This window comes from Oleiphilus sp. HI0061, from assembly GCF_001635675.1.
In genome coordinates, this window is sequence record NZ_LWFE01000343.1 from 1 (window position 1) to 1,250 (window position 1,250).

Annotated in this window: 2 protein-coding genes; both read right to left on the minus strand. The window is 45.9% G+C overall.

Annotation, left to right across the window (positions count from 1 at the left end; all coding sequences use genetic code 11):
- On the minus strand, positions 1-546 hold a 546-nt coding region (locus A3735_RS04675; RefSeq protein ID WP_156499402.1), incomplete at its 3' end, for a hypothetical protein.
- Between the two features lie 10 nt (positions 547-556).
- A partial coding sequence (locus A3735_RS04680; RefSeq protein WP_156499403.1) for an ankyrin repeat domain-containing protein occupies positions 557-1,250 on the minus strand: 694 nt, incomplete at its 5' end.

Consider the following 1,250-nt stretch of genomic DNA (forward strand, 5'->3'; position numbering starts at 1 on the left):
TCCTGGAACATCATTCTTAATACTTAGGCTCAGCACAGCTTCTTTTATGGCGCTATTTATAATCAGGACAGAAGCTGGGCTCGCCTCGGAAATTTTGACTGCAGGCTGAGCGTTAACGCTTTCATCGCTGTCTGTCTCAAGAGGCTTAGCTTCAGGTGCCGGGGCTTTAATTTCTTTAGGCTCTTCAACAACTTTGGGTGTACTCACAAGCTGCGCTAGTTCCTCTGGCTTTAACTCTCCCAAAGGTGGCACCGTTACTTCGGGCTTTGGTGAAGCCTGCTTTACAGAGTCAGGATCGTCTGTTTTTTCTATGACCGCTATCTTCGGCTCCTTGATACTGCTATCTAGTGGTGTCTCAGCCTCATCAAAATCAAGTGCATCATCCTTGTTGGCAGTGGATAAACTGATAAGCAACACCAGCACGACTAACACAAGCAAGCCAAACCCTACGATGCGGTCCCAGCGAACAAAACTCTCTTCATAATGGCTATAGTCTTCACGCTGCTCGGGCAAAGGTCCGAGTGCTATCTTTCTTTTTGAGCTCATTTGTTTTTCTCTATGGCCGTGCGCCTGCCTGAACAAGCATTAAATCAATATCAAAGAAGCCCTTTCGTCGAGCAATTTTCAGAGCAGTATCACCGTCATCATCCTGATAATTCAGGTCCGCTCCAACAGCTATTAGCTGCTGGGAAATCAACATATTGTTATCTTCTACAACATGCATAAGCACCGAACGCCCCAAAGGGTATGCGTCAACTTGAGCACCGGCATTAATGAGTATTTTTAGCGTCGTTAGGTGGCCCTTTATCGCTGCTTTTGCTAAAGCTGTATAACCCTCTTTATCTCGATGATCCAATGATACACCTCTTACAATAAGCATTTTCACGATCTGATCAAAGCCCTGATCTGCCGCTTCAATCAACGCACTAGAGTCGCCCAATGAAAACCCTTCCTGCCACTGACTCCCTGCCGTCAACAAGATACGACTTATCGACGCATGTCCATTACTGAGAGCCAAGGAAAATGCCGTTCCTTCGGGTGCCATAGCATTCAATTTACCACCTTGAGAAAATGCCTTTTTTAAAGCACTGCTATCACCCCGTTCGGCAGCAAGCATCATTGGCGTTTTAGCAGGAACCTTTTGAGGACTGAGGTCCAGACGGCTTAGAATTGCTTCCGTTTGCTCATCATTTCCGGAAATAACACTACACGATGCTATCAACATCCCTGCAATGAATAGTATCATTAAG